A 19,165-nucleotide genomic window follows, 5' to 3' on the forward strand; every position below is an offset into this window, starting at 1 on the left:
TCAGAACGTCGGCAGGGGCAGACTGGCCATGCGCTCGGCACCGCCGTTGCGCTCGCAGTAGTCGGCTTCGCTGCAGTTGACATAGGTATCCAGGTAACGCTGCCAGCCGTTGTCTTCGCTGGCGCTGTCGCTGTAGTCCTTCAGGTGCTGCATGTCCCAGCCGTAGGCCGGACCACAGGCGGTGGGGTGCGCACCCAGCGGCGCCTCGACTACACCGGTGACCATGGAACGCTCGAAGGTCGCAAAGCGCGCGGTGGCGGCATCCAGTTCCAGGCGCTCCTCGACCACCTCGGCGGAGACGAAGCACTGTTTGGAGGCGCGTGCCACATGGTGATCGAAGTACACGTCGTTACCGGTGATCAGGGTGTTGCCCAAACGGTCGGCACGATTGACGTGGACAAAGGCCACATCAAGCTCCAGTGCCGGCATCGCCAGCAGCACTTCACCATCGGCATAGGGTGAGCTGATCAGTTTCAGCTCCGGATTATGGGTCAATACGTCGGTGGCCAGACCAGCGCGGGCCGGCAGGAACGGCAGGCGCATGGCAGCAGCCTTGAGCCCCCATTGGAACAGACCTTCATCCAGCTCCATGACATCCAGCGTCCCGGCTTCGCGGGCCTTGCGGAAATAGGGTTCCAGCGGAATGGCGTCCATGGTGGCGAAACCGAAGATCAGCTTCTTGACCTTGCCGGCGGCGCACAGCATGCCGACTTCCGGGCCGCCATAGGCGACTACCGTCAGGTCCTTCACGTCGCTGCGCAGGATCTCACGCACGATTGCCATTGGCTTGCGCCGTGGCCCCCAGCCCCCAAAACCGATGGTCATGCCATCGCGCAATTGGCCCACTGCATCGGCCGCGGTCATCAGCTTGTTCATTACTGCTCCTCCTGACGGCCAGCACCGAAATCGTGTCCCCAGATGCTGACCTTGGTGAATTCAAAGGCGGTGTGCTGGTCCCAGTCGACCTGCAGGCCACCCCAGCCATATTCCAGATCGAAACCGGAAGGGGTCTTCATGTAGAAGGACGTCATGCGGTCGTTGAGATGCTGGCCAAGGGTCGCCGACAGCGGCACGCCATGGGCCACGCGCCGGTCATGGGCGCGGCCGACCTCGGTCATCGAATCGACCTCGACCATCACGTGCACGCACTTGCTCGGCACCTCGTACTCGGCAATCGCCAGGCTGTGGTGCCGGGCATTGCCGCAGTGCAGGAAGTGGATACGCGTGGCAGGCGCGTCGGGGACGGGACGGAAATTGAAGATGTCGGAAATCTTGAAGCCCAGCACATCCTGGTAGAACGCCGCGCATTCATCGAAGTTGGGCGTCGGCAACACCGTATGGCCCAGTCCCATGTCGCCGGTGAGGAAACGCGGTACGCCCTGCGGCGAGACAAAGGGCTCGCAGTCAGACAGATAACCCCAGGTCAGCTCATGCTGGTTGCCCGCAGGGTCCTGCAGCAGTGCGGCTTCGTTGACCTTGCGCTGAGCGCAGAACTCGGAATCTGCCAGCTGGTACTCGACACCGGTGGCGTCCAGCTTGGCCAGCATGGCGTCGAAGGCCGGCTTGCTGCCCAGCGACCAGCCCGAAGCCAGGTAGCGCTCCTCCGCACCTTCGACAACGAGCATACGGAAAGGACGGTCATCCATCTTGATGTACAGCCCGCCGCCGGGTGCCGGGCTGGTCATCATGCCCAGCACATTCTCGGCATAGTGCTGCCACTTCTGCACATCGCCGATCTGCGCAACGAAATAGCTCAACGCTCGAATCTCACTCATGCCGCCACTCCTCATTCAGGGCCTGTAAAGCATGAATGGATTGTTGCGCGCGGCCATGGCGCATTCATCGTCCATTGAGACTAAAGGGGTTTTGGTCAGGGCAACGGGCAAAAAAAAGGTCGTCCATGGCTACCCAGGGACGACCAAACCGAACCTTTACGGTATCGGACAGCACAACATATGCATTACATGTACAGGATCACCAGCTCATTGATCACCGCCGGGCGCTCCTGGCCGACGACGTGGATATTGCACTCCAGCACCAACTGGGTCCCACGCGGCAGCGCCTCCACCGACTTGACCCGGGTGCGCGAATGCAACAGCGAACCAGCCGGTACCGGACTCGGAAAACGCAACCGTTCGGAGCCATAGTTGACCATGTTGGTGAAGCCGGTGACCTCGAAGGCGAGCGGCACCTGCATACGTGACATCAGCACCTGCACCAGCGCACCGTGGGCGATGGTGCCGCCGAACGGGCTTTCCTTGCGGGCACGCTCGGGATCGGTGTGGATCCAGTAGTCGTCGCCGGACAGCGCGGCGAACTGGTTGATCAGCTCCTGGTCCACCAGGATCTGGTTGCTCCAGTCACTGAACTGATCAGAGACCAGCGCCTTCAGCGCGGCGATGTCCTTGACATCGATCTTCTGTCTGGCCGGCCCGGCATCCGCCGCTGGAGCGGGCGGCGCCTTGGGTACTTCGTCCCGCTGTTCCAACGCGACGTCAACGCCGGTATAACGCAGCAACACACTGCCATCGTCCCTGACCCGGGCCCGTACCGGCTTGACTCGCATGCCCACCTCGATCTGCTCGGGGTCGAGGCCGATCAGGGTAGTGTTCATGCGCACCCCTTCATCCAGCTCCACCACCGCCAGGATCTGCGGCTCGGCGCTGGCGAATTCAGGCAGCGTCGGCACACGTGCCACGGTATAGGTGTACAGGGAGCCGGCCCCGGAAACCTCTTTCCAGGTCAGATCATGTGACCAGCAATGGCTGCAATGGCGCCGCGGATAGAACACCCACTGCTGACAGCTGTTGCACTGCTGCAGCATGACTCGGCCATCCTTCAGGCCATCCCAGAAAGGTGCGGAAATCGCTGTCGGCAGCGGCATAGGTTTGTTGCTCATGCTCAAGCTCCCTGAAGAATCAATGCGCCCTGCTCGCTCATGACACCACCTGTGCCAGAAACGAACACCTGATCGCAGACCTTGAGCTGGCGGTCACCGGCCTTGCCGGCCACCTGCTGATAGGCCTCGACCACCTGCGAGAAACCACCGGCTGAGCCGGCCTGACCGAAACTGAGCTGACCACCATGGGTATTCATCGGGAAATTGCCCTTGTAGGTCAGGTCGTTCTCCAGGACGAAACGCATGCCCTCGCCCTTGGCGCAGAAGCCGGCATCCTCCAGGCTGAGCAGCACGGTGATGGTGTAGCAGTCATAGATCTGCGCCGCCTGCACATCGGCGGGCTTGAGCCCGGCCATGGCGAAAGCACTGCGCGATGCCGGGCCGACCGGGGTCTCGGTCATGTCCGGCGAGTAACTGGGTGATTTGTAGCCCAGCCGCTCACCGAAACCGGTCACATAGGCCGGGCGTCCCTTGCTACGCATGGCCAGTTCCTTGGAGGCGACGATCACCGCCGCACCACCGGCCACCGGCATGACGATCTCGAGAATGTGCAATGGGTCGGCGACCATCTTGCTGTTGAGTACATCCTCTATGCTCAGGTTCTGACCACGGAAAATCGCATCCGGGTGGGCCTGGGCGTTGAAGCGCTGATCCACGGCGATCTTCGCCATGGCCCGCTGGTCATAGCCATACTGCGCCGCATAGCGCTGGGCGATCATTGCGTAGCCGGTATTCTGCCCCATATGTCCGTAAGGCAGATCGAACTCGGCCTCCGGCGCACCGTACTGGGTGCTGTGGCCACCGAAACGCATGGCCCGGGCCATGGCCGAAGGGTCATCGTCCGGCCCGAACGGTGCCATGCGCTGTGGAATCACGCAAAGCACCGCCTGGCAGATACCCAGCTCGATGGCGGCTGCCGCACGCCAGATCATGCCGACTGCGGTGGTGCCACCCAGGTCGACCACCTCGGCGAAATTGACCGCAATCCCCAGATACTCGGCAGCCATGGCTGGCACGAAACTGGAGGCTTCATGGAAATGCGGCCCATTGATGCACAGGCCATCGATATCGCTGGCCTTGAGCCCCGCATCGGCCAATGCCTGCGCCGCCAGGTCCGCCACCTGCTCCAGATGGAACATCTGCGGCGCCGTGGCGTATTTTTCAGGCTTGTATTGTGCGGCGCCGACAATGGCGGCCGTCCCTTTCAGACCCATGGTTGTCCTCCCATCAGGCGGTTGCACTCGGTTGCGTTTCATTGTCAGAGTCAGCCTGACCTGCTTCATCGTCCATAAGGCCTACATTGGAGCATTTTCCTCCAGACCGCTGGCCAAACGGACTAGGACGCTGTCGCCGTTTTATCTGATCATCGGCGCCGGCTGGTCTGCATTTACCTGCGTTGCGCCGGATCGATGCAACGTACCGGAGGTCATCGCCAGGCAGTCCCGGCCAGATAGTTGACCATTACAAGGACGCCACCATGATAAGAAGAATATCCCATGGCCTGCTGCTCAGCGGTCTCGTGCTCGGCAGTTGCGCCCAGGCTGCCCTGCCGGACAATGTCCAACTGCAGCGCGACACCCTGCGCTCGCTGACATTGACTCTGCAACTACAGGCTGAAGGCATGTACTCACTGCAGCGCAAGGAATTGCAGCAGGATATGCAGCAACTGCAACAACTGCTGACCCAGGCCGGTCATACTCACAACGGCTACCCCGAAACCCTGAAGCTCACCCTGAGTGCACTGGAAAAGGGCCACCCACCGACCACCGAGGACCTGGACCAGCTGCATGAACAGGCGATCATCCTGATCGACAACTGGCACAACCCGGATACCGACGCTCCCTACCTGCCGCTGCTGGCTGCGGAGTATCTGGCCATGCGCTATGCCTTCAGCAGCTATATCGGCAATCCGTCGCCCAACTCCCATGAACCGGGCCGCTATTACACCACCGATACCCATGAGCTACTGCCGCAACTTGACCAGCAACTGGCGGACATTCTGGTCGGCAGCGACGACAACAGCCTGTCGGCGCGCTGGGTCATGCTGCACCACGCGCTGTCCGATACCCACGACGGCTGGACCCGTACCCGTTCAGGCAATGCTTTCGCGCCCATCGTACTCATTCGCAACGCCAGAGCCTTCGGTGATCAACTGAGTCGAGTGCTGGATACCTCGGACAACGTTGCCGAGCAATAGAATAGCCCTAGAATATCCTGCAAAAAAAAGCCGAGTCGCATTATGCGACTCGGCTTTTTATCAATGCGACTGCAACCAGCGTAATGCGATTGCAGTCAGTCTCCTCACATCACCTCAACGGCCCATCGCCCGCAGACGGTCAGGAGTGAACTGGGTCGGGTCCATTTCCCCCTTGTTCAGGATCGCTGCGCGCTGGCGCTCATTGGATAGCGTGTAACCGACGTACCCGCCACTGTTCAGATCATGGAAGAACGCTGCACCCGCCTGCCATGCCTGGGTATCGGGATGGTAGTAGTAGTTGACGATCGCATGCTTCCACAATTCACCTCGACTGTCGTAGTTATCTGCCAGTACCGCGTGCCAGGTATCCTCGTCGAGGAACAGCTTGCGCTTGCCGTATACGTGGCGACTACCGGACTTGACCGTGGCCTCCAACACCCAGACCCGGCGCAGCTCATAACGCAGGTAGTCCGGATTGGGATGATTGACTGTCAGCAGTTGGTCATACTTCACATCCTTGCCATGTACCTTGTAGGCATTGGCGGGCACGATGACTTCCTGCTTGCCGATCAGCTTCCAGTCATAGCGGTCGGGCGCGCCGTTGAACAGACGGTCCTCGTCGATGGTCATCAGGCCGTTACTGCCACCCAGCGGCTGATCATAGCCGTACCCCGGAGCCAGACGTACCCGCCGTGTGCCGGTGTTGTAAGACCAGGCCGTACGCGGTGCGGTCTTGTAGTTGTAGGGCTCATGGTTGAGCGAGGTGTTACCCCGCTCGCGCAACGGCAACAGCACCTCGGTGGTGCAATAGGCCGATACACCATCGTCGGTATGCGGACGCAGATTCGGATCCGGATCCATCGGCGGTGCCAGGCATCGACCATGCGAGCGGCCCCAACCGATACTGCCGTTGGCGGTTACCGAGGCAATATCGCGAATTTCATCCTGGGTCCAGGCACGGAACGGCAGTTGGTGGTTCCACAGCACTTCCATAGCGCTTTTCGGAATCGGGAAAGGCACATATCCCAGACCGGTATAACCGAAACCGTCATCCACGATCTGGGCATTCAGCGCGTTCCACTTTGCCCGCTCACACACCACCTCGGGGTAGGCGAACTCGCGGCGGCCTTCATAGACGTTGATCTTGTAGGTATCCGGGTAACGCTTGAACATCGCCTGCTGACCTTCGGTCAGTTGCTCGGCATGTTCAGCCATGTTGGCAGCGGTGATCACCAGGATCGGCTGATCCGCCGCATAAGGGTCGACCGGATGCGCACCACTGTGCGGCGGCGCATCCCAGCCAGGCACCTTGCCCACATACAGGCCCTTGAACTCGGGAATGGTGCCGGCGGCGTTGCCGGCACGTTCGGCGCCGACACAGGTCAGATCCTGACCCAGGCGTTCCGCCTCTTCTGGTGAAACCGCGGCATTGGCAAGGCCTGCAAACGCCATGCTGATGGCGGCGGCCAGGGAAACTACTACACCATGTCTACTCATTATTCTTATCTCCACAGGGTAAGCGCGACCTTCATCCATTATTGCGTCAACAGCTATCGGCTCATCGTCTGATCAGACTAAACAGCCGACAGGCTGGCGCTGAAAGTCGCTTTCGTATTCATTCAGAAAGAGTACTTGGCCGAGAATGTCAGATAGTCACGGTCAGCCAGCATGCGGTTGCGGCCCGGGTCACCCGAGTACAGGTACGCTGTATAGGTCGTATTCAGCTCCAGGTTACCCAGGTACTTGAAGGTCGCCCCCAGTGACATGCGCTTGTCACCCTGACCTGCCGAGATGGTGCCCTTGAGCGGCGTATTGCCCTCGACCACATGCGCCCAGTTCACCGGTATGTTCAGATCCCAGCCGGAGAAGACGCCCGGGTAGGACAATACCGCCTGCAGGGTGTAGGCCGTGGAGGTCTTGGTCTGCCAGGAGGTATCGGTCTTGTAGGTGTAGTCCTTGTTGTCGCCGACCTTGTCCACGTCATCGGCGCGCACGTGCACCACTTCGCCCATCAGCGTGGTCGACTTGGCCCAGGGCATGTCACCCAACGCGCGGATAAAGCTCAGTTGCATCTGCTGACCGGAGCCGGTGGTCAACTGGTTACCGGCCAGCAGGACGGGTGCACCAGTGCGGTAGGACCATTCACCGCCAACCTGGGTATCACCGACGCTGGTGGAGAAGCTCATACCGGTCAGTTTGATGTCTTCGATATATTCAATTTCATAGCTCTGGAAAGTCGGAGCAATGGTTACACCGGCAGGATTGCGATCATGATAGCGGACATGGAAGAAGCCCAGCTCGGTGGTCAGCGTCGGTCGATACATGGCTCGAATACCATACTGGCCACTATCGCGCGGCTCATTGGTACCAGCGTATGCCGCATTGAAACCTGGCCCAAGGATCATGAACTCACGCCCCGGCCCGGTCACATCCGAGGTCGACAGGAAGGAACCCACCGGGTTCAGTTCATTGCCCTTCCACTCATACTGCACATAGGCGGACAGACCGAAGTCCGGATTGACCTCCCAGCTGGCCGATACCTGGCCAACCGGCAGCATGATGTCCTTGACCTCGATACCCGGCTGACCGGCGTTGACCACGTTCACCGGGCCCTGTACCCCATTCACCCCGGGATAGAACAGACCTTCACCCCAAGCCACCATATGCCGGCCGGCCTTGACTCCCAGACGCTGGCGGTTGGGCAGGTCGAAGTCACCGAATACGTAGGCATCCAGAAAACGGCTGCGGCCACCAGAGTATTTCTTCGCATCGCTGGTGAAGCGGTCGTGCTCGCCATCCTTGTTGACCGTGCCGGGCGAGTCATTGTCGTTCTTGCTATGGTAGACGTCATCGTAGAAGGTACTACCGCGAAGCACCGCACCGTAGTTGTCCTTGCGCAGAATCAGTTCACCCAGCGCGGTAGCCCGGTGAGTAGTCAGTGAGTGACGGTCGAAGTTGCGGTTGCCGTCATCGGCGTTGGCCTGGCCATCCAGCAGTTTGGAGTCGGCATTCTTCATGCGAATACCGATACCGTAACTGGTAGTCACCGACCAGTCGATAGTCGCTCCGTTGTCAAAGCGGAATGTCTCGCCGGCTTGTAGGTCTTGGGAAGAGAATGCGGCGATGGCGATGGCCAGTGAGGCGACCGCAAACCCTGTCGAGCTCCGCTGCATGACCTTCTTGTTATTGTTCTTCATAACGAACTCCTGCGTTCAGGTGAAACAACTTGCCTGTTGTTTTTTGTTAAACATGGATGTCTTCAGTTGCTACAAACGTCTGTCCCCCACTGCTGGACAGGCCGAAGCGCCAGGCTTCGCCGTCCAGAGTGCGGGTCAGCACTCCCTCGTCCCTGAGGAAATTGATGTGGGCCAGGGTTTCCCCGATGGCCATCAGCAGATCGAAACTGCCGCGAATTCTTGGAAACAGCACCGGGCGCAGCTCGGCCACTGTCTTCGGCCGATCCAGCGCCGCCACCAGCGCTTCCAGATGGCTGTCATGATGCTGCTGCAACTGACCCAGCCGATGGTGCAGGCCGTGGAAGGGCCGCTCGTGGGCCGGCAGCACCAACACCGAGTCGGGTAGATTGCGAAAGCGCCGCAGTGAGGCCAGCCAGTCACCCAACGGGTTGGCTTCCGGTTCGCTGACATTGACGCAGACGCTGGAAGTAATGCGCGGCAGGATCTGGTCACCAGCAATCAGCAGTTGGTCGTCTTCGTTGTAGAGACAGGCATGCTCGGGTGAATGCCCTGATCCGATGACGATCCGCCAGCAACGATTGCCGATCTTCAGCAGGTCGTTCTCGCGCAACCGGCGGAAGCTGGTGGGTGCGTCGATGTCATAGGACATCTGGCTGAGCATGGGTTGGAACTCGGTCACCTCCTGCTCGCTCAGGCCGCAGCGCTGATAGAACTGTGAGAATGCCCAGTTCGGCTCATCCCCCTTGGGTGGGACAACGAACATCGACTGGTACTCACCGAAGCTCATGTAGGCCGGGCATTGGAAGCGGTCCACCAGCCAACCGAACAGGCCGCTGTGGTCATAGTGGAAGTGCGTGACGATGACTGCCAGCACCGGCGCACCGGAGAACACCTCGGCGAACACGCTTTCCCAGACCTGCTTGCTCTGCGGCGTGTTCAGCCCGGTATCCACCACCACCCAGCCATGCTCATGACGCAGCAGGTACAGGTTGATGTGATCCAGGCCGAACGGCAGCGGCATGCGTAGCCATAGCACACCCGGCGCCACTTCCTGGGTATGTCCCGGCTGTGGCGGTTCGGGCCAGGGAAAGCTCAGGCTATCCCTGACATCCTGTTGGTGCAGATCCAGGCCGCTCATCAGGTTTCTCCGACGAATGCGGGTAGGCCGGCCCGGGCCAGCGCCTCGGCATCGAATGGCACATAGCTGCCGGCCTGGTCATCCTTGATGAACAACGGATCGTCGAACAGCTCGGGGTTGTAGCCCTGGCGTTGCAGGTCGATCTTGCGCAGCTTGAAGGTGCTGGTCATGTCCGCCATGGCCGAGACCCGCACGAATACCGGCACCGCGTAGTGCGGCAGGCGCTGGCTGGCAAAGGCGAAGAAGGCCTGCGGATCGAAATCCTGCCCCGGCTGCATCAGCACCGCGGCCATGCCGGCACGGCCTTCATGTTGCGGCACCCGCACACCGTAGATATTGATCAGTTCCAGGCCGGGGAAGTCGCCCAGCGCATCGGCCACCTCCAGGGTCGAGACGTTTTCGCTCTTCCAGCGGAAGGTGTCACCGATGCGGTCGACGAAATAACAGTAGCCATCTTCGTCGTAACGCAGCAGGTCGCCGGAGGCCCACCAGGCATCCCCGTCGCTGAACACATTGCGCAGGATCTTGCCTTCGGTCGCCTCGGCCGAGGTATAGCCTTCGAAGCGCCCGGCGCCGATGTCCGGCAGGTTGATGATCATGCCCACCGCCTCGCCGACTTCACCCGGCTGGCAGTGGATATAGCGCCCCTCGGCATCACGCAGGTGGGTCTGTGTGCCGGTGTCGTACTTGAGTAGGCGTAGGTTGGTCTTGTCCCAGAACGGCACCCGACCGCAGGAGCCGACGCGGTTATCGACGTTCAGTACCGCCGCATTGGCCTCGGTGGCGCCCCAGCCTTCGAATACGTCCAGCTCGCCGAAACGTTCGACCCAGCGGCTCCATACATCCTTGCTCAACCCGGCGCCAAGCATGCAGCGCAGGCCATGGGAGCGGTCGTCAGGCTGCGCCGGCTTGTTCAGCAGGTAGCGACAGATCTCACCGATGTATTGGAAGATGCTCACCTGGTGTTGGCGGATATCCTGCCAGAACTGGCTGGCGCTGAACTTGCGGCGGAACACGATCGACGCGCCGGCAGCCAATGCAGTGGAGGTCACCGAGGTAGCGGCGGCGCCGTGGTACAGCGGCAGGCAACAGTAGAAGATATCCTCGGGGGTGACTTCCAGGGTCACCTCCATGACATCACCGGAGGTCATCCAGCGCATATGACTGTATTTCGCCGCCTTGGGCAGCCCCGTGGTCCCCGAGGTGAAGATGTACAGCATGTCATCTTCGGCCTTGATGCCGGCACGCAGCGTGGCGTCCGGACGCGCCCGCGAGGCATCCAGCACCTCGGTATGGAACTGCTGATCCAGGCTTGCCGGCAGTGCAGCGCGATCCACCGGCTTCTCCGTATCGCTCACCAGCCAGCGCGGATAGTCGGCGGTCTGTTCGGTATCGAGAAACCCACCCAGGCATTCTTCACCGATCACCACCGCCCTGGCCGCGGTGGACTGCAGCGCGTGCAGCAGGGCCCGGCCATTGAGGTGGTAGTTGAGGAAGGCCGTGACGGCGCCGATCTTGGTCAGGCCAAACCAGCAGAAGAAGAAATCCGGGCGATTCTCCATGGCCATGGCACAAACATCACCGGGCTTGATGCCGCGGGCCAGAAAGGTATTGGCATACTGGTTGGCGCGCTCGTCCACCTCGCGGTAGCTGAAGCGCTGCTCACCATAGACCAGAAAATCCCGCTCGCCGAAGCGCTCCACCTGGGTCTCCAGCCGGTCTGCCAGCGTGTAAAGCTGCGTCGGCTTGATGCGGCTGGCCGCTACCGAGCGCAGGTCCAGCTTGGCCTGGGTCTGCTCGCGCGTGGGCAGGCTGCGGCTGATTGTTTCTTGTTGTTGTGCCAGGGATGTGCTCATGACAACTCCTCCAGAGAGCGTGCGTCCGCAGTGGGGTAATCGATGTATCCTTCGGGGCCGGGGGAATACAGGGTGTGGCGGTCGAATTCAGCCAGCGGCAGATCATCCCGAATGCGCGTCACCAGATCCGGGTTGGCAATGAAATGACGACCGAAGGACACCGCGTCGGCCAGGCCATCGGCCACCATCTGCTCGGCGCTGTCGGGCTCGAAACCATCATTGACGATCAGTGGCCCGCTGAAGGCGGCACGCGCCACGGCAAAGGCATCGATCTTGCGGGTATGCGCACGCATGATGTGCAGGTAGGCCAGCTGCAGGCCGTCCAGCCCACGCAGCAGCGCATCCAGGGTTGCCGACGGCTCACTGTCGGCGATGTCGTTGAACTTGTTGCCGGGGCAGAAGCGCACGCCGACTCGGCCCGGCCCGATGGCCTCGGCCATGGCCTGCAGCACCTCCAGTGCAAAGCGCACCCGGTTATCGACGCTGCCGCCGTATTCATCCGTGCGCAGGTTGGCGTTCTGCGACATGAACTGCATCGGCAGATAACCGCTGGTGCAATGCAGCTCGACGCCGTCGAAACCGGCCTCGCGAGCGTTCAGCGCCGCCTGGCGATAGTCAGCGATAACCTGGCGGATCTCTTCACGGCTCAACGCGGCGGGCATATCGGTATCGGCCATGCCCACCACATCGGTGAACAACTGGGTCTGCGCCGGCACCGCCGAGGGCGCCACGGTACGACTGCCAACCGGCTTGTTGTGATGGGTGGCCACGCGTCCGCAGTGCATCAACTGCAGCACGATCTGACCGCCGGCAGCATGCACCGCGTCGGTGACCTGGCGCCAGGCATCGATCTGCGCCTGGCTGTAGATCGCCGGGGTACGGCAGTAGCCCAGGCCATCAGCCGAGGGTGAGGTGCCTTCGGCAACGATCAGGCCGGACGATGCGCGTTGGGCGTAGTACTCGACCATGACCGACGTCGGTACTGCCTCGCTGTCGGCACGACTGCGGGTCATCGGTGCCATGACGATACGGTTGGCCAGTTGCAGCTCGCCGAAACGGGTGGGTTGCAGTAGTGGATTCATGCGCCCTCCCCCTCAGCGAACACGGATCTTCGGCGCCGGGGTATCAGCCCGCATGCGCCGCAGGAAATGTTCGACCGGGGCCGGCTCCGCCACCTGCGGCAATGTCTCGCGCTCGGGTACGTTGGCCCAGAATTGCTGCCACGACGGGAATAACGCCTGGAAGGTGCCGTGGTAGGGTTCGCGACCCGGCCAGCGCATCTTCATGTCGCCGATCGGCGGCTTGTTCAGATCGGTGGCGTACCAGTAGCAGGGCAGCCGGCGGCGGAAAAACCACTCGCCATCGACACGCTCGTAATCGTCCCAGTAGAGCATCTGCATGATCACCCACTCGGCGCCGGTTTCATGTTCGTTCTTCGAATACACCACGCCAACGGCATGATCGGCATCGACGAACTCGATGATGTGCTGTCCCACATGATGGGAGGTCCCAGTGAACTGGTGACGCAGGGTGTCATCGACCCAGCTCTTGAGATGGGCGCGACCGACCTTGCCACCGCCAACCCGGATATCCGGCGCGAACAGATTGACGTGGGCATCCAGGTCGCGCATGTCCAGCGACAGGGAGTACTTACCCGCCAGTTGACGGATGGCCTCGATCGACTCCAGACGATCCAGGCGCTGTGCAAGGGTGTTCTGATCCATGGTATTGCCTATAGGGTTGAGGTTGAGTCGGGCCCGCAGGCCCGCGCTTCATTCCAGGACGGTGTACAGGTCGGAGCTACGACCACCATCCACGGCCAGGCTGGCACCGGTGATGTAGGAGGCCTCGTCGGAAGCGAGGAAGAACACCGCATTGGCCAGCTCCTCGGCCTCGCCTACCCGGCCCATGGGGATCAGCTTTTCGGTGTTGTTGCGTGTCTTGTCATCGCCGAGCATGCCGGCGGTGGCGGGTGTGGCGACCACGCCGGGGATCACGGTATTGCAGCGCACCTTGAATGGCGCACCCTCGGAGGCCACCGCACGGCTGAAGTTGATCACCGCCGCCTTGGCTGCGGAGTAACCGGACATCCACGCCGTGCCGAATACGCCGCAGATCGAGGCGATATTGACGATGGCACCGCCGCCCTGCTCCTTCATCAGTTGCATGGCGGTACGGGTGCCCCAGAAGGTGCCGTCCACGGTGGTGCTGAAATTGGCGTGCCAGTCCGCGGTGCTCATGCTGTCGACACCGCCCCAGGTGTAGGCCATGGCGTTGTTGACCATGATGTCCAGGCGACCATGTTCCACCGCGGTGGATTTGATGGCATTGACGAAGGACTCCTCGTTGCTCACGTCGGCCACCCGGTAATCGGCCTTGCCGCCGGCGACGCGAATCTGCTCAACGACTTCCTGCAGTGGCTCCGCACGGCGCCCGCAGATGACCACGGTGGCGCCTTCGGCGGCCATCTTGAGCGCGGTGGCCGCGCCGATTCCCGAACCGCCGCCGGTAACGAAGGCGACCTTGTTATGCATACGTGCTGTCATGTGATCTGCTCCTCAGATGAATGCCGAACCGCCGTTGACGGTGATGTTCTGGCCGGTGATGAAGCTGGCGTCGTCGCTGGCGAGGAACACCACCGCCCGCGCCACTTCGTCAGGCTGGCCGAGGCGGCCAAGCGGGATCGCAGCGACCATCGCCTGCATCCATTCATCGGGAATGCCGGCCATCATCGGCGTGTCGGTGGGGCCGGGAACGATGGTGTTGACGCGGATGCGGCTGGGTGCCAGTTCGCGGGCAAGGGCACGGGTCAGCCCCATGACACCGGCCTTGGAGGCAACGTAGTGACTGGGACCCTCACCGGTGAGCGCGCCGGTGCTGGAGAAATTGATGATGGTGCCAGCGGTTTCCCTGGCGACCATCAGCCGGGCCGCTTCGCGGGCGCAGAGGAAGGTGCCCTTGAGGTTGACGCCCAGTACCCGCTCCCAGTTCTCCACCGGCGTGTCGAGGAAGCTGTCCACCGAACCGGTGCCGGCGTTGTTGACCAGTACGTCGAGGCGACCGACCTCGTCACTGATACGCTGCATAGCGGCCTGCACGGAGGCCTCGTCCATCACGTTGCACACCACCGCGCGGGCCCGGTCGCCGAGTTCGGCAACACTGGCCTCGATGGCTTCGGCGTTGATATCGGCGGCATAGACCAGCGCACCCTGTTCCACGAACTGACGAACGATGGCGGCCCCCATGCCTTGAGCGGCACCTGTCACAAAGGCAATCTTGTTTTCGAGTTTCATCGCTGCTCCTGTTGGCCGATCGCAGTCGACCCATTGACGGTTGCAGCTATGATTCATTCGCGAACAGGGACCAACATCGTCCGTTGAGACTAACCATCGAACTCACCCCATCCGTGCCTTCGACAGCAGCCAGACACTGGTCTGAATGGACGATGTTGGGAATCGTCGGCGGGGTGGATGATCGAGCAACCGAGAATAAACACAATGATCCGGAGCATGCCGTGAACTCGTCAGCCATCCCTTGCCCGACTCAGCGCAAAATCACCTGGCATACCCATTACGCCCTGCTGATGCTGGCGCTGATCTACATCTTCAACTACATAGATCGCCTGCTGGTCTCCATCCTGATCGAGCCCATCAAGCTGGAGTTCGGCGTCTCCGATACCCTGATCGGCCTGCTTTCCGGGGTTGCCTTCGCACTGTTCTATACCGTATTCGGTCTGCCGCTGGGGCGTCTTTCCGACCGCATCGGACGCAAACCGGTGATCGCCCTGGCCTGCATCGCCTGGAGTGCGATGACCATGCTCTGCGGCGTGGCCACCAGCTTCACCATGCTGCTGCTGTTCCGGATCGGGGTGGCGATCGGTGAGGCTGGCGGCTCGGCGCCGTCGGTGGCCATGGTCGCTGACCTGTACCCCCCCAGCCATCGCTCCCGGGCGCTGGCGGTATTTCTCATGGGCCCGGCGCTGGGTGCGGTATTCGGCCTGGGCATGGGCGGCTGGATCGCCGATATGTATGGCTGGCGCTGGGCATTCATCCTGATCGGGGCGCCGGGTGTGCTGCTGGGCCTGATCCTGGCCTTGACCGTACGCGCTCCGCGCCATCAGGTTGCCTCGGCACGCGAATCCCAGAAAGGCTTCGTGAAAACCTTCCTGTCGCTGGCCAAGACCCCCTCCTACGCATTGATTGTCGCGGCCGGCAGCCTGGCGGCGATCGCCGCCTATGCGGTTGGCACCTGGACACCGAGCTTCCTGATCCGCTCCCATGGCCTGAGCCTGACCGAAGCCGGCGCGCTGCTGGGTATCGGCGGCGGCTTGATGTCCGTGGTTGGCACCCTGACCTGCGGCTGGGCCACCGACCGCCTGGTACGGCGTAACACTGGCTGGCAACTGGGCACCGCCCTGTTCGGCACCGCGATGAGCATTCCCTTCGGCCTGCTGTTCTTCCTCTGGCCGGCAGGCTCGGTGTTCAGCCTGGGCGAAATGACGATACCCACCCCCTTCCTGCTTTATCTGGGCTTCGCGTTTTTTGGCACCTGGTGGTCGGTACCCTGCTTCGGCGCCATGACTCACCTGTTCCCAGCCTCGAAGCTGGCCCAGGGCACCGCCATATTCCTGATGGGCGTCACCCTGCTCGGTGTCGGGCTCGGCCCGCTGGTGGTCGGCATACTCAGTGATTTCTTTGAACAGGCCATTGGTGCCGAGGCCCTGCGCTACGCGATGGCCAGCACCATGGTCATCCTGCTGCTGCCCTGCGTCTGCCTGGCTTGGGCCATCCCTCGCTATCGCCGGCAGGTCGACGGCACCGACGTCGATTCCGCCGCGGAATCCCCCCTGCTTGAAGGAGCTTGAATGTGAATACCTCCCATACCGCCGAACTGCCACTACCTACCGGCTGCTACGCCACCCTGGACAACGGCCTGACCCTGCACTACCTGGACATCGGTAGCGGTCCGGTGGTGGTCTGGCTGCATGGCAGCGGCCCCGGCGCCAGCGGCTTCAGTAATTTCAAGGGCAACTACCCGGTGTTCGAGAAGGCTGGCTACCGCAATATCGTGCTGGATCTGCCGGGTTTCGGCCGCTCCGACAAGCCGGCCGATGTGAACTACGACCTGGCCTTCTTCGTCAGCAGCCTGCAGGGGTTTCTCGACAAGGTCGGCATCGACCGCTGCACTCTGCTCGGCAACTCCCTGGGTGGCGCTATCGCCCTGGGCGCCGCTCTGGCCTATCCCGAGCGCGTGGAAAAGCTGGTGCTGATGGCGCCCGGCGGCGTGGAAGAGCGCGAAACCTACTTTCAGATGGAAGGCATAGTGCGCATGGTCGAGGTATTCGGCCAGGGCCCGATGGGCGTCGAGGAAATGCGTCAGGTCATGAGCCTTCAACTGTTCGACAGCAGCCAGTTGGATGAAAATCTGCTCAAGGAGCGTGCCGCGGTGGCGGTGACCCAGCCGGCCAATCTGTTTTCCACCATGCTGGTGCCCAACATGACCGAACGTCTGGGCGAGATCCAGGTGCCGATCCTGGGTTTCTGGGGTACCAACGATCTGTTCAATCCCCCAGCCGGTGCACTGAAAATCCTCGACAATGCCCCCCATGCCCGGTTCATCATGCTCAACCGCTGCGGCCATTGGGTGCAGGTCGAGCACCAGGCGCTGTTCAACCGGGAATGCATCGCTTTCCTGAATGATGAATGACACGTCAGGGCAACCCCGGTTGCCCTGCCCTTGAGGTTTCCCGCATGAGTTATTCCCATCTGCTGCAGCCGGCCACTATCGGCAAACTCCAACTGCGCAACCGTATCATCATGGCCCCAATGGGCTCCAACTTCGCCGAGTCGGATGGCACCTGTGGGGAGCGCATCCAGGCCTACTACGAAGCGCGCGCCGCTGGCGGTGCCGGCCTGCTGATCATGGGCGTCGGCGCCATCGCCTTTCCCGCCGGTACCGCCGAGCCCTATCAGGTCGGCCTGTCGGATGAGCGTTTTCTGCCGGGCCTCAGCCAACTGGTGGAGCGCGTGCACAAACATGGCGCGAAGATCGCCATCCAGCTGCAACACGCCGGCAAGAGCTCCGTACGCGATCTGACCGAAGGTCGCGAATTGTGGGTGCCAAGCCTGCCGCCGCCGTTCAAGACCGACATGATGGATTCGCTGACCCGGGAAGAACTGGGTGCTTTCATCAGCTCCGGCAGACCGAAGAACAAACCTCGGGTACGGGTACTGGACAAGGATGATATTGCCCAACTGGTGAGCTGGTTCGGTGCGGCTGCCGAACGCGCCCAGCGCGCCGGTTTCGATGGCGTCGAGATCCATGCGGCGCATACCTATATCATCGCCGGGTTCCTCTCGCCCTATTACAACAAGCGCGACGACGAATACGGTGGCAGCCTGGAAAACCGCGCACGCCTGATGCTCGAGGTGATCCGCGAAGTACGCCAGCGCACAGGGGATGATTTCGGTGTCTGGCTACGACTGGACGCCCAGGAACTGCGCCTCGACGGCGGCATCACCCTTGAGGAATGTCAGGCCTTCGCGCAGATGGCCGAGGCCGCCGGTGTCGACGCCGTATCGGTATCCGCCTATGCCGCCACCACCACCGGCGTGGCCTTTACCGAAGCGCCATTGGTACAGAAGCCGGCAGGCTTTCTCGACTGGGCCGCCCAGGTAAAAAACGTGGTCAAAGTGCCGGTGATCGCCGTCGGCCGGCTGGATCCGACCACTGCCGACCGGGCCATCGCCGAGGGCAAATGCGATTTCGTGGCCATGGCACGCAAACTGCTGGCCGACCCGGAGCTGCCCAACAAGCTGATCAAGGGTGACCCGGCAGCGATCCGCCCATGCATCTACTGCTATGTATGCGTCAGCCAGATCTTCGTCAACGAGCGGGTCAAGTGCGCCGCAAACCCCTTTACCGGACATGAATACCAGAAGGTCATTGTGCCGGCGGCGCAGCCGCAGCATATCGTGGTGGTCGGCGGTGGGCCGGCGGGGCTGGAAGCCGCACGACTGGCCTGCCTGCGTGGCCACCGGGTGACCCTGCTGGAGCGCAGCAACCGGCTTGGTGGCACGCTGTTCTTCGCCGCCCTGGCCTACCCGGAGAACGGTGCGCTGCTCGACAACCTGGTGCATCAGGTCAGCCAGCTACCCATCGATGTACGCCTGGACACCGCAGCCACTCCCGAGTTGCTGCGGGAACTGGGTGCCGATCAGGTGCTGGTAGCCAATGGCGCACGCCGCGCCGCACCGGATATTCCCGGCGCCGACCTCAAGCATGTGTGGAGTGGCGATGAGTTGCGCCGGCTGATGACCGGCGATCGCGCCGAGGAGATCGCCAAAGCCAAACTGTCGCTGCCCCAGCGGACCATGATGAAAGCCGGCAGCCTGACGGGGGCAACCAACAGCACCGATGCCATCAAGCAACTGTCGAAGTTGTGGATGCCCCTGGGCAAGCAAGTGGTGATCATCGGCGGCGGACTGGTCGGCTTGGAGCTGGCCGAGTTCCTGGTCGAGCGTGGCCGCCAGGTGACCGTACTGGAACCCGACGCCAGCCTCGGCCGGGAACTGTCGATCGTGCGCCGCTGGCGGGTACTGGACAACCTGCGCCAGCACCAGGTTGCTCTGCTGACCCAGGTGCAGATCGAGCGTATCGATACCAAGGCGGTGCACTACCGCGACCAGCAGGGCCAGAGCCAGCAGGTGGTGGCGGATTCGGTGGTACTAGCCCTGGGCGCCGGCCCGGATGCCAGCCTGGCCGACGAATTGGCCAGCAGTGGTCTGCCCATCCATCGCCTCGGCGACAGCCACACCCTGGGTTATATCGAAGGCGCGCTACGCTCGGCTACCGAGGCCGCGCTGGCACTGTAGCCGG

General features: G+C 62.0%; 16 protein-coding genes. 4 read left to right on the forward strand and 12 right to left on the reverse strand.

All coding sequences use genetic code 11. The features are described 5' to 3' along the window. The 4 genes from QAO71_RS12595 to QAO71_RS12610 all read right to left on the reverse strand — a co-directional run bounded on the left by QAO71_RS12595 (position 1) and on the right by QAO71_RS12610 (position 4,113). A complete protein-coding gene (locus QAO71_RS12595; RefSeq protein WP_105643616.1) occupies positions 1 to 876 on the reverse strand; it encodes a CoA-transferase in 876 nt (291 codons plus the stop codon). Further along, the gene (locus tag QAO71_RS12600) at positions 876 to 1,775 is read right to left on the reverse strand and encodes a VOC family protein (RefSeq protein WP_105643617.1); all 900 of its coding nucleotides are present in this window, start codon (positions 1,773 to 1,775) and stop codon (positions 876 to 878) included. The genes QAO71_RS12595 and QAO71_RS12600 overlap by 1 nt, the downstream gene beginning before the upstream one ends. 185 nt (positions 1,776 to 1,960) lie before the next feature. After that, positions 1,961 to 2,899, reverse strand: a complete 939-nt coding sequence (locus tag QAO71_RS12605) for an OB-fold domain-containing protein (protein ID WP_105643618.1) — start codon at positions 2,897 to 2,899, stop codon at positions 1,961 to 1,963. 2 nt (positions 2,900 to 2,901) lie between these two features. Further along, positions 2,902 to 4,113, reverse strand: a complete 1,212-nt coding sequence (locus QAO71_RS12610; protein ID WP_280164591.1) for a thiolase family protein — start codon at positions 4,111 to 4,113, stop codon at positions 2,902 to 2,904. Between the two features lie 263 nt (positions 4,114 to 4,376). Between QAO71_RS12610 and QAO71_RS12615 the strand changes: the two genes are divergently transcribed. Then, positions 4,377 to 5,096, forward strand: a complete 720-nt coding sequence (locus QAO71_RS12615) for a hypothetical protein (RefSeq protein WP_105643620.1) — start codon at positions 4,377 to 4,379, stop codon at positions 5,094 to 5,096. Between the two features lie 114 nt (positions 5,097 to 5,210). Here QAO71_RS12615 and QAO71_RS12620 read toward each other — a convergent pair whose 3' ends face one another. The 8 genes from QAO71_RS12620 to QAO71_RS12655 form a co-directional block, all read right to left on the reverse strand. Next, positions 5,211 to 6,593: a DUF1329 domain-containing protein gene (locus QAO71_RS12620; RefSeq protein WP_105643621.1), complete on the reverse strand. Its 1,383-nt coding sequence runs from the start codon at positions 6,591 to 6,593 to the stop codon at positions 5,211 to 5,213. Positions 6,594 to 6,715: 122 nt separating this feature from the next. Continuing rightward, on the reverse strand, positions 6,716 to 8,293 hold the full coding sequence (locus QAO71_RS12625; protein ID WP_105643622.1) for a DUF1302 family protein: 1,578 nt from the start codon (positions 8,291 to 8,293) through the stop codon (positions 6,716 to 6,718). Positions 8,294 to 8,339: 46 nt separating this feature from the next. Next, entirely contained in the window at positions 8,340 to 9,431 is a 1,092-nt protein-coding gene (locus QAO71_RS12630; RefSeq protein WP_105643623.1) for an MBL fold metallo-hydrolase, read from the reverse strand. Beyond that, entirely contained in the window at positions 9,431 to 11,287 is a 1,857-nt protein-coding gene (locus tag QAO71_RS12635; protein WP_280164592.1) for a long-chain-acyl-CoA synthetase, read from the reverse strand. Before QAO71_RS12635 ends, QAO71_RS12630 begins: the two co-directional genes overlap by 1 nt. Next, on the reverse strand, positions 11,284 to 12,369 hold the full coding sequence (locus QAO71_RS12640; RefSeq protein ID WP_280164593.1) for an alkene reductase: 1,086 nt from the start codon (positions 12,367 to 12,369) through the stop codon (positions 11,284 to 11,286). Before QAO71_RS12640 ends, QAO71_RS12635 begins: the two co-directional genes overlap by 4 nt. Positions 12,370 to 12,381: 12 nt before the next feature. Continuing rightward, positions 12,382 to 13,011, reverse strand: a complete 630-nt coding sequence (locus tag QAO71_RS12645) for a nuclear transport factor 2 family protein (protein ID WP_280164594.1) — start codon at positions 13,009 to 13,011, stop codon at positions 12,382 to 12,384. A 48-nt stretch (positions 13,012 to 13,059) separates the two neighbouring features. Continuing rightward, on the reverse strand, positions 13,060 to 13,833 hold the full coding sequence (locus tag QAO71_RS12650) for an SDR family NAD(P)-dependent oxidoreductase (protein ID WP_280164595.1): 774 nt from the start codon (positions 13,831 to 13,833) through the stop codon (positions 13,060 to 13,062). A gap of 12 nt (positions 13,834 to 13,845) precedes the next feature. Then, positions 13,846 to 14,580, reverse strand: a complete 735-nt coding sequence (locus tag QAO71_RS12655) for a 3-oxoacyl-ACP reductase family protein (RefSeq protein WP_280164596.1) — start codon at positions 14,578 to 14,580, stop codon at positions 13,846 to 13,848. A gap of 290 nt (positions 14,581 to 14,870) precedes the next feature. On the opposite strand from QAO71_RS12655, the gene QAO71_RS12660 reads away from it, so the two are divergent. The 3 genes from QAO71_RS12660 to QAO71_RS12670 are packed head-to-tail and all read left to right on the forward strand — an operon-like array spanning position 14,871 to position 19,161. Beyond that, positions 14,871 to 16,151: an MFS transporter gene (locus tag QAO71_RS12660; protein WP_280165687.1), complete on the forward strand. Its 1,281-nt coding sequence runs from the start codon at positions 14,871 to 14,873 to the stop codon at positions 16,149 to 16,151. Positions 16,152 to 16,153: 2 nt separating this feature from the next. After that, positions 16,154 to 16,993: an alpha/beta hydrolase gene (locus QAO71_RS12665; RefSeq protein WP_280164597.1), complete on the forward strand. Its 840-nt coding sequence runs from the start codon at positions 16,154 to 16,156 to the stop codon at positions 16,991 to 16,993. 44 nt (positions 16,994 to 17,037) lie between these two features. Next, positions 17,038 to 19,161, forward strand: coding sequence for an FAD-dependent oxidoreductase (locus QAO71_RS12670; protein WP_280164598.1), 2,124 nt, complete (start codon positions 17,038 to 17,040; stop codon positions 19,159 to 19,161). Positions 19,162 to 19,165: the final 4 nt, after the last annotated feature.

Source organism: Halopseudomonas sp. SMJS2 (genome assembly GCF_029866945.1).
GTDB classification, from domain to species: domain Bacteria; phylum Pseudomonadota; class Gammaproteobacteria; order Pseudomonadales; family Pseudomonadaceae; genus Halopseudomonas; species Halopseudomonas bauzanensis.

Coding starts and splice junctions, on each gene's coding strand:
- QAO71_RS12615 (WP_105643620.1), top strand. CDS start 4,377: ATGATAAGAAGAATATCCCATGGCCTGCTGCTCAGCGGTCTCGTGCTC.
- QAO71_RS12645 (WP_280164594.1), bottom strand. CDS start 13,011: ATGGATCAGAACACCCTTGCACAGCGCCTGGATCGTCTGGAGTCGATC.
- QAO71_RS12655 (WP_280164596.1), bottom strand. CDS start 14,580: ATGAAACTCGAAAACAAGATTGCCTTTGTGACAGGTGCCGCTCAAGGC.
- QAO71_RS12620 (WP_105643621.1), bottom strand. CDS start 6,593: ATGAGTAGACATGGTGTAGTAGTTTCCCTGGCCGCCGCCATCAGCATG.
- QAO71_RS12600 (WP_105643617.1), bottom strand. CDS start 1,775: ATGAGTGAGATTCGAGCGTTGAGCTATTTCGTTGCGCAGATCGGCGAT.
- QAO71_RS12650 (WP_280164595.1), bottom strand. CDS start 13,833: ATGACAGCACGTATGCATAACAAGGTCGCCTTCGTTACCGGCGGCGGT.
- QAO71_RS12635 (WP_280164592.1), bottom strand. CDS start 11,287: ATGAGCACATCCCTGGCACAACAACAAGAAACAATCAGCCGCAGCCTG.
- QAO71_RS12605 (WP_105643618.1), bottom strand. CDS start 2,899: ATGAGCAACAAACCTATGCCGCTGCCGACAGCGATTTCCGCACCTTTC.
- QAO71_RS12660 (WP_280165687.1), top strand. CDS start 14,871: ATGCTGGCGCTGATCTACATCTTCAACTACATAGATCGCCTGCTGGTC.
- QAO71_RS12610 (WP_280164591.1), bottom strand. CDS start 4,113: ATGGGTCTGAAAGGGACGGCCGCCATTGTCGGCGCCGCACAATACAAG.
- QAO71_RS12670 (WP_280164598.1), top strand. CDS start 17,038: ATGAGTTATTCCCATCTGCTGCAGCCGGCCACTATCGGCAAACTCCAA.
- QAO71_RS12625 (WP_105643622.1), bottom strand. CDS start 8,293: ATGAAGAACAATAACAAGAAGGTCATGCAGCGGAGCTCGACAGGGTTT.
- QAO71_RS12630 (WP_105643623.1), bottom strand. CDS start 9,431: ATGAGCGGCCTGGATCTGCACCAACAGGATGTCAGGGATAGCCTGAGC.
- QAO71_RS12640 (WP_280164593.1), bottom strand. CDS start 12,369: ATGAATCCACTACTGCAACCCACCCGTTTCGGCGAGCTGCAACTGGCC.
- QAO71_RS12595 (WP_105643616.1), bottom strand. CDS start 876: ATGAACAAGCTGATGACCGCGGCCGATGCAGTGGGCCAATTGCGCGAT.